Genomic DNA, 8,427 nt, shown 5'->3' with positions numbered 1-8,427 from the left:
TTGGCGTTGTCTAATAGTTGAGGTAAGGTAATCATCCGTCCTATATGGCGATACTGAACCTCAAATTCAAGGAGTCAACAATGCTTGGGTATCTCCCCGGAATCCAATAAGAGCCATTTTTTTAATAATCTCAAACAATTATTTGAACGAGCATGAATCAGAGCAGTCTTAGGCTGTCAATGATCGACATGTCCGCCGTTCGCTCAGTCTATCGGTTGTTTTTGTCTGTAAGTTGAACAGTTTATTGCAGGAACTGTTGCAACTGTTGCACTAAAGATCCAAAAGGCTGGATAATCTCCGGCCTTTTTATGCGTTAAAGTAGTACCATGGAATTTAAGTTAATCAATACTGACGGTCACGCCCGGCGCGGCCAGCTCAAATTTGCCCGCGGCATTGTAGAAACCCCGATTTTCATGCCAGTCGGTACGTATGGCGCCGTTAAATCATTGACGCCGGAAGACCTGACCGGTGTCGGCGCCCAAATCATTCTGGGTAATACGTTTCATCTCATGCTGCGTCCGGGCACTGAAGTCATGAAGATCCATGGCGATCTGCATGACTTCATGAAATGGGACAAGCCCATCCTGACCGATTCCGGCGGCTTCCAGGTATTCAGCCTCGGCGCATTAAGAAAAATTACCGAGCAGGGCGTCACTTTTAAATCGCCTATCAACGGCAGTTCGATTTTCATGGGGCCTGAAGAATCGATGCAGGTGCAGCGCGATCTCGGATCGGATATCGTCATGATCTTTGACGAATGTACGCCATACCCGGCGACCGTTCAGGAGGCGGCCGATTCCATGCGCCTGTCCTTGCGCTGGGCAGCGCGCAGCAAGAAAGCGCATGGCGATAATGAATCCGCTCTGTTTGGCATCGTGCAGGGTGGCATGTATGAGCATTTGCGCCAGGAATCGATAGACGGACTGGTCGATATCGGCTTTGACGGTTATGCCATCGGCGGCTTGTCGGTAGGCGAGCCGAAAGAAGAAATGATGAGCACGCTCGACGTCGTGCATCCTAAAATGCCGGTTGATAAGCCGCGTTATCTGATGGGAGTCGGTACGCCGGAGGATCTGGTTGAGGCGGTCAGGCGCGGCATAGACATGTTCGACTGCGTGATGCCGACGCGCAACGCCCGCAACGGCCATCTTTTCACATCGACCGGTGTGATAAAAATCAGGAACAGCCAGTATCAATTCGATACCAATCCCCTGGATGAATCCTGTGGCTGCTATACCTGCCGCAACTATTCCAGAGCCTATCTGAAACATTTGGATCGATGCGGAGAAATGCTGGGCTCCAGGCTCAATACTATTCATAACCTGTACTATTACCTGAGCCTGATGCAAGGGTTGCGCGATGCGATTGAAAAGCAAGAGCTGGATGTTTTTGTCAAGCAGTTTTACCAACAACGAGGAAAAGCCGTGCCGACTGTGGCATAATGGCTGAATTTTAATTACATAATAACAACCGAGGATAACAATGAGTTTCTTTATTTCCGACGCCTTAGCGGAAGCCGCGGCTCCCGCCGCCCAACAACCCGGCATGGAAGGCATGATTTTTCCACTGGCCATCCTGCTGTTTTTCTATTTTCTGTTTCTGCGCCCGCAAGCCAAGAAAGCAAAAGAACAAAAGCAGATGCTGGCGTCCCTGACTAAAGGCGTCGAAGTCGTGACTACAGGCGGCATTCTGGGCAAAGTCGTTGATCTGGATGAGAATTTCGTCAAGCTTGAAATCAGCGATAATACTTTCATTCAAGTCCAGCGCCATGCTATTGCCAGCCTGATGCCGAAAGGAACTTATAAAGCGGTAACTAAAAAGGTTAATAAAGCTTAATTATTGCCCCTGTGTCAGAGCTTGTCGGCAAGAAGCTGAGTCAGCTAAGACGCGGTTTAATCGTTGGAATAAAATAATGAATAACCGTTTCCCTCTTTGGAAAAATCTACTAATCCTGATTATCTTCATCATCGGGCTTATTTATACATTGCCGAATCTATACGGCGAAGACCCTTCTGTTCAGGTGACATCTACACGAGACGTCAAGCTGGATCAGCAACAGGCTGGCCAGATCGAGTCAGCCGTCAAAGCCGCCGGACTTGCTCCAAAAACGATTGAGTACAAGGATGGCAGTTTTCTGATTCGCTTTAACAATACCGATGATCAGCTTAAGGCTGCCGATCTGCTCAGAGAGCAAATGGGCAGCAATTATACGGTGGCGCTAAACTTGGCGCCTAGGACGCCGGAATGGCTGCAATCCTTGGGCGGCAAGGCCATGTATTTGGGCCTGGACTTGCGCGGCGGGGTGCATTTTTTGCTCGAAGTGGATATGGATGCAGCCGTCAAGCAGGCCGAGGAGCGCTATACTGAAGATGTCCGTTTGGCGTTAAGAGGCGCAAAGATGCATTATCAGTCAGTTTCCAAAGACAATGGCTACATTAAGGTCAAGCTTAAATCGGCCGATGAAAAAACTGCCGTATTGGCTCTTCTGAAGAAGGATTTCCGAGCGTTGAATTTGACCGAGCCCGATGCTCAGGATGAAATTTGGCTGAAGCTCTCTGAAGTCGAAATACGCGAGATTAAAAAATTCGCCGTCAGTCAAAACATGACTACATTGCGCAATCGAGTCAACGAGCTTGGCGTAGCGGAGCCTGTCATACAGCAGCAGGGTGAAAACCGTATCGTCGTGCAGTTGCCTGGTGTGCAGGACACGGCGCGCGCCAAGGAAATTCTGGGCACTACAGCGACACTGGAATACCGGCTTGTTGATGTCGAACATGACGTGCAAAAGGCTGTGCAAGGCCAAGTGCCTGTAAGCAGCCGTTTATATTACGACAAGAACGGCGCGCCTATTCTGTTGGATCGCCGCATTATTGTCACCGGGGACCAGATTGTCGATGCTCAATCGGGCATGGATCAGGATGGCCGGCCCATGGTATCGATTACGCTGAACGGCGTCGGCGCCACGAAGATGGGCAAGGTCACTCAAGCCAGTATCGGCAAACCTATGGCTGTGGTTTTCATTGAATATAAAGTCAATACCAAAACGGTCAACGGTGAAAAAGTTCACCATAAAGAGAAAGTTGAACAAGTCATCAGTGTTGCGACGATTCGCGATGCCTTCAGCAAACGTTTTCAGACTACCGGGCTCGACAGTCCTCAGGAAGCGCGCAATCTGGCGCTTCTGTTAAGAGCGGGTGCATTGGCGGCGCCGGTTGACATCGTGGAAGAACGTACCGTCGGCCCAAGCTTGGGTCAAGAAAATATCGGTAAAGGTATCAATTCCAATGTCTATGGCTTCATGGCGGTGGCGTTTTTCATGATCGTCTATTACCGCGTGTTCGGTCTTTTTTCCATCGTCGCGCTGGGCGTAAACGTGTTGCTGTTGGTTGCGGTGCTATCCATGCTACAAGCCACATTGACGCTGCCGGGCATGGCCGGCATTGCGCTGACCGTGGGCATGGCCATCGACGCCAACGTGCTGATCAACGAGCGAATACGCGAGGAGCTCAGGCTCGGCATGACGCCTGGAGCCGCGATTTATGCCGGTTATGAGCGGGCTTTTGCGACTATTTTGGATTCCAACATCACGACCTTGATTGCCGGCATCGCGTTATTCACGCTGGGGTCTGGCCCCATTCGCGGTTTTGCGCTAGTGCTGTGTATTGGGATTTTAACTTCCATGTTCAGCGCGGTTGTTGTATCAAGATCGTTAGTCAATTTCGTCTATGGTCGGCAGCATAAGTTGGATAAATTGGCTATCTGAAGATAGTATTTGAGGATTCAATGGAACTTTTTAAAATTAAACACGATATTCCGTTTATGCGTTATGGTCGGCTTACCACGACCATTTCGTTAGTTACTTTTATTTTGGCGATACTGGCCTTAAGCTTTAAGGGACTTAATTTTGGCTTGGACTTTACCGGCGGTCTTCAAATCGAAGTCGGCTACAATCAGCCGGCCAACGTCGAAGCGATTCGAAAAGTATTGGAAGATCAAAAAATACCCGATTTTTCGGTGCAGAATTTCGGCAGTGTAAAGGAAGTATTAATCCGTGTGCCGATGATGCCTGAAACCAACGACACCAAATTGAGCGAAGTAATATTGGCAAAACTGAAAGAGCAGGATTCCAGTGTCGTGTTACGTAGCGTCGAGTTTGTTGGGCCGCAAGTCGGCCAGGAATTGTTCGAAAGCGGCGGACTGGCTATGCTGTTAGTCATAGCGGGGATTATGTTGTATTTGGCTATCCGCTTCGAGTGGCGTTTCGCCTTGGCGGCTATTATCGCCAACATGCACGATATCGTGATTATTCTCGGCATGTTCGCGTTTTTTCAATGGGAATTCACGCTGCCGGTGCTGGCCGGCATATTGGCGATATTAGGCTATTCGGTCAACGAATCGGTCGTGGTATTCGACCGGGTACGGGAAAATTTCCACAAGATGCGCGATACGAGCGTTCCCGACATGATCGATAACGCCATCACAACGACGATGTCCCGTACCATTATTACGCACTTTATGACGCAGACGATGGTATTGGCGATGTTTTTCTTCGGCGGTGAAGCGCTGCATAATTTTGCGCTGGCGTTGACTATCGGTATCGTGTTCGGCATTTACTCGTCGGTGCTGGTCGCAAGTCCTATCGTACTGTGGTTGGGCGTATCGAGAAAAGACCTGATGTCGGTCAAAAAAGAAACCGCTGAAATCGACGATTTGCCTTAGCGTTAACGGCTAAGTGGCTACAAGAACGGCCGTCAATCGGTTATAATAAGCATTTATTAATTAATTATTTATTTAAATTCGGAGTTTTAAAACACATGGCGATAGAACGCACTTTTTCAATCATCAAACCTGACGCTGTAGCAAAAAATGTTATCGGCGAAATCTACAGCCGCTTTGAGAAAAATGGCTTAAAAATTGTTGCCGCTAAAATGGTGCATTTAACGCAAGAACAGGCCGAAGGCTTTTACGCTGAACACAGAGAGCGCGGCTTTTTCAAAGACCTGGTGGCTTTCATGATTTCAGGCCCGGTCATTATGCAGGTATTGGAAGGTGAAAATGCGGTTCTGAAAAATCGCGAACTGATGGGCGCTACCAATCCTAAAGAAGCAGCACCCGGTACTATCCGTGCCGATTTCGCCAACAGCATCGACGAAAACGCCGTGCATGGCTCCGATGCGCTGGAAACGGCCAAAAGAGAAATCGCTTTCTTTTTCTCAGACAATGAACTCTGTGCACGCACCCGCTAATCAAAGACGCATCAATCTCCTGGATTTCGACAGAAAAGGCCTCTCGGCTTTTTTTGTCGAGATCGGCGAGAAACCTTTTCGCGCAACGCAACTGCTTAAATGGATTTATCAGGAAGATGTTCAGGACTTCGACCTGATGACCAATTTAAGCAAGCCGTTGCGCGCTTATTTAAACGAACACTGCTGCATTGAAGCGCCCGACATTGTAGTTGAGCAGGTCGCTACAGACGGTACCTGCAAGTGGGCGATGCAGACCCAGTGCGGCAACCGTGTGGAAACGGTCTTCATTCCGGAGGAAGGGCGCGGAACACTGTGCGTGTCGTCGCAAATCGGTTGTGCCTTGGCCTGCTCGTTTTGCTCCACCGCTCAACAAGGCTTTAACCGAAACCTGACGACGGCTGAAATTATCGGGCAGCTATTTGTCGCTCAGAAGCGCCTGGGTTTCGATAACCGCATCACTAATGTCGTCATGATGGGCATGGGTGAGCCGTTGCTGAACTTTGATAACGTCGTGGCGGCCATGAACCTGATGATGGATGATTTCGCCTACGGGCTGTCCAAGCGCCGTGTCACGATCAGCACCTCAGGCGTTGTGCCGGCCATGTATCGCTTGACTGAAGTCTGCGACGTAAGCCTGGCGGTGTCGCTGCATGCCGTGACTGACGAATTGAGGGATGAACTGGTTCCCATCAATAAAAAATACCCGCTCAAAGAACTGATGGCAGCTTGCAGGGAAAACGTCAAGATTGCGCCGCGCCGCAAGATTACGTTTGAATACGTGATGCTGGAGGGCGTCAATGACTCGCTGCAGGATGCGCGGGGATTGATCAAATTATTGAAAAGCGTACCATCAAAGCTGAATCTGATACCGTTCAATCCTTTTCCGAATTCCCCTTACCGGTGTTCCAGCGACGAAACGATCAACCGTTTCAGAATGCTTTTGAACGAGGCCGGGATCGTCACGACGGTCAGGCGCACGCGCGGGGAAGATATTGATGCCGCCTGCGGCCAACTGGTTGGGAAAGTCGCGGATAAAAGCCGTAGACATCTGAAAATCAAACTTGCGAGTTCCGAACGTGCAGCCTGAATCAAGCAAAGCCATTAAGTTTTTTAGCAGCGTTTTGCTGGCGTCGGCATTGACCGCCTGCGCCGGGATGGGTGGGGCAAGCGCAAAAAATAAAGAATCCGCCGACGTTCATCTTCAGCTGGGCGTGCGCTATATGGGCATGAACAAGCTGGAATTGGCCAAAGAGAACCTGCTGGTGGCGCTGAAGAAAGACCCGGATAACGTCAAAGTGCATAATGCGCTGGCTTTTCTGTATGAAAAAATCAACCTGTACGACGAAGCCAATGATCATTATGAGACAGGATTGAAACTGGCGCCCGACGATTTGGGCGCGCAAAACAATTATGGCCGTTTCCTTTGCGAGCGAGGCAAATATGAAGAGGGTACCGCCTTATTGACGCAGGCATCCTCCACTCCGCTGAATGACAGGCCGTGGATGGCATTGACTAACCTCGGCCGGTGCCATGTCGGCATGGGGCAGCCGCAACAAGCCGAAACGTATTTCCGGCAGGCATTGGATGCAAATGCGGCCTATGCGCCGGCATTGCTGGAAATGCAAAAGCTCAGCTATAAAAAAGGCGATTATTGGGCGGCGAAAGGCTATTTGCAGCGCTATCTCGCTGTAGCGCCTCATACAGCTGAAACCTTATGGTATGCGATGCAGGCTGAGCGTGCGTTAGGCAATCAGGAGCCGGCCGAAGAATACCGGCAGCAATTATTGGAAAAATTCCCTCTTTCAGACGAAGCAAAAAAGACTCAGTCTGTTAAACGATAACAGACCCTATCATACACATGGCAAATAATATTCAAGCAATTCGCGGGATGCACGACGTGCTTCCCGATCAGGCACCGCTCTGGCAATATGCGGAGCACATCATCAGAGATGTGCTCGGCGCTTATGGCTATAGCGAAATCCGGCTGCCTATCGTAGAAAAAACAGAACTTTTCAAGCGCTCTATCGGCGAAGTCACCGACATTGTTGAAAAAGAAATGTATACGTTCGAAGACAGGAACGGTGATTCCCTGACGCTGAGGCCCGAAGGTACGGCCGGCTGCCTCAGGGCCTGCCTGGAGCATGGCTTGCTGCATAACCAGGTTCACCGGTTATGGTACTATGGGCCTATGTATCGCCATGAGCGGCCGCAGAAAGGCCGCTATCGCCAGTTTTTTCAACTGGGCGTGGAAGCTTATGGCATGGCCGGGCCGGATATCGACGTCGAGCTGATTCTGATGATCGACCGTTTATGGAAAAAGCTCGGCATCCGCGATAAAGTCACATTGCAGCTCAACTCGCTAGGCACGATTGCAGAGCGGGTGGCTTACCGTGAAAAACTGGTCAGCTATCTCCAGGGGCATCTGGATCTGCTGGATGAAGACAGCTTGCGCCGCCTGAATACCAACCCGTTGCGCATTCTCGATACCAAGAATCCGGCCATGAAAGAGGTAGTCGCCAATGCGCCCGAATTAATGGATTATCTGGGCGATGACAGCCGCAATCATTTTACTACCCTGACCGCCACGCTCGATGATCTGGGCATCGCCTACGAACTCAATTCCAGATTGGTGCGAGGCCTCGATTATTACGGCAAGACCGTTTTTGAATGGGTGACGGACGAGCTGGGCGCGCAGGGTACGGTTTGTGCGGGCGGCCGCTATGACAGCCTGATCGAACAGCTGGGCGGCAAAGCCAATCACGCGGTCGGCTTCGCCATGGGCATGGAACGGTTGCTGGCCTTGATGGAAACGCTGAACAATGTTCCCGTGGCAAGACCGGTAGACGTTTACATGATCCGCGTAGGCGAAAAAGCCGAAAAGGAAGGCTTGCGTTTTGCCGAAGTCATCAGGAATGAAATTCCCGGCTTGAAGCTTCAGGTCAATTGCGGCGGCGGCAGTTTCAAAAGCCAGTTTAAAAAGGCCGATAAAATCGGCGCCGAATACGCAATCATTTTGGGCGATGATGAAGTCAGTCGCGGCGAGGTCGGCATCAAATCCTTACGGCATGAGCAAGAGCAGCAGACCTTATCCCAGACGCAAGCCATTGCATTTTTTAAAGAGCATCTGCAATCCTGATGGATTAGGGCAGTATCTGTCGGGCGCAACTTTACCGTTTCCTTA

Annotated in this window: 8 protein-coding genes; all 8 read left to right on the top strand. The window is 50.3% G+C overall.

Features of this window, described 5'->3' with window-relative positions:
• The first annotated feature begins 326 nt into the window (after positions 1 to 326).
• The 8 genes from tgt (at position 327) to hisS (ending at position 8,382) form a co-directional block, all read left to right on the top strand.
• Entirely contained in the window at positions 327 to 1,442 is a 1,116-nt protein-coding gene (tgt, locus tag V2P20_RS05085; RefSeq protein WP_331816762.1) for a tRNA guanosine(34) transglycosylase Tgt, read from the top strand.
• A gap of 40 nt (positions 1,443 to 1,482) precedes the next feature.
• Positions 1,483 to 1,836, top strand: coding sequence for a preprotein translocase subunit YajC (yajC, locus tag V2P20_RS05080; protein ID WP_268118027.1), 354 nt, complete (start codon positions 1,483 to 1,485; stop codon positions 1,834 to 1,836).
• Positions 1,837 to 1,912: 76 nt separating this feature from the next.
• The gene (gene secD / locus V2P20_RS05075; RefSeq protein WP_331816757.1) at positions 1,913 to 3,763 is read left to right on the top strand and encodes a protein translocase subunit SecD; all 1,851 of its coding nucleotides are present in this window, start codon (positions 1,913 to 1,915) and stop codon (positions 3,761 to 3,763) included.
• Between the two features lie 20 nt (positions 3,764 to 3,783).
• Positions 3,784 to 4,719, top strand: coding sequence for a protein translocase subunit SecF (gene secF, locus V2P20_RS05070; protein WP_194970958.1), 936 nt, complete (start codon positions 3,784 to 3,786; stop codon positions 4,717 to 4,719).
• A gap of 95 nt (positions 4,720 to 4,814) precedes the next feature.
• Entirely contained in the window at positions 4,815 to 5,246 is a 432-nt protein-coding gene (gene ndk / locus V2P20_RS05065) for a nucleoside-diphosphate kinase (protein WP_331816753.1), read from the top strand.
• Positions 5,221 to 6,333 carry a 23S rRNA (adenine(2503)-C(2))-methyltransferase RlmN gene (gene rlmN / locus V2P20_RS05060; protein WP_331816751.1) on the top strand — a complete coding sequence of 371 codons (1,113 nt, stop codon included), beginning with the start codon at positions 5,221 to 5,223 and terminating at the stop codon, positions 6,331 to 6,333. The genes ndk and rlmN overlap by 26 nt, the downstream gene beginning before the upstream one ends.
• A complete protein-coding gene (pilW, locus tag V2P20_RS05055; protein WP_331816749.1) occupies positions 6,323 to 7,087 on the top strand; it encodes a type IV pilus biogenesis/stability protein PilW in 765 nt (254 codons plus the stop codon). The genes rlmN and pilW overlap by 11 nt, the downstream gene beginning before the upstream one ends.
• Before the next feature lie 17 nt (positions 7,088 to 7,104).
• Complete coding sequence (hisS, locus tag V2P20_RS05050; RefSeq protein WP_331816747.1) at positions 7,105 to 8,382, top strand: histidine--tRNA ligase; 1,278 nt, start codon at positions 7,105 to 7,107, stop codon at positions 8,380 to 8,382.
• Positions 8,383 to 8,427 lie beyond the last annotated feature (45 nt).

The sequence above is a fragment of the Methylobacter sp. Wu1 genome (assembly GCF_036553575.1).
Taxonomy (GTDB): Bacteria; Pseudomonadota; Gammaproteobacteria; order Methylococcales; family Methylomonadaceae; genus Methylobacter.
This window is presented reverse-complemented; position numbering and strand designations above follow the sequence as displayed.